1 protein-coding gene is annotated in these 559 nt (G+C 68.5%); it reads left to right on the top strand.

Annotated features, from left to right (window positions below; all coding sequences use genetic code 11):
• Positions 1-67 precede the first annotated feature (67 nt).
• The coding region (locus PV396_RS44945) for a helix-turn-helix domain-containing protein (RefSeq protein WP_319214174.1) at positions 68-559 on the top strand (492 nt) is incomplete at its 3' end.

Raw genomic sequence — 559 nt, 5'->3', positions numbered from 1 at the left:
GGCGGATTCAACTGGTCGTTGCAACACCTCGTCCTCGGAGGTGTTGATGGGCAGGCCAGCAGGGTGGATGGCGGCGTTGACGGGGCGTTCGCCGATGAAGTCCCCGGGTGCGCCGGCGCTTCGGAGGGAAGTGGAACGTCAGTTCTGGCGGCAGATCGCGAAGGGTCTGCTCCCGGAGGAGGCGGCGGCTTCGGTCGGCGTATCCCAAGCGGCGGGGGGAAGATGGTTCCGCCACGGTGGCGGCATGCCACCAATGGATCTTGCTCCGCAGTCCGGCCGGTACCTGTCCTTTCACGAGCGTGAAGAGATCGCGATCCTGAAAGCGCAGGGCATCGGGGTCCGGGAGACCGCGCGGCGTCTTTGCCGTGATCCTTCGACGGTGTCCCGGGAGCTGCGGCGCAATGCCGCGACTCGTGGCGCCCGACTGGACTACCGGGCTTCGGTCGCGCGGTGGAAGGCCGATCTGGTGGCCCGGCGCCCGAAGACCGCGAAACTGGCCGCGAACGACCGGCTGCGGGACTACGTGCAGGAAAGGCTTTCCGGCCAGGTCGGCCGCCCG

This window comes from Streptomyces sp. ME02-8801-2C, from assembly GCF_033793965.1.
Taxonomy (GTDB): Bacteria; Actinomycetota; Actinomycetes; order Streptomycetales; family Streptomycetaceae; genus Streptomyces.
The sequence above is the reverse complement of the archived record's forward strand: the minus strand, read 5'-3'. Positions and strand labels throughout refer to the sequence as shown.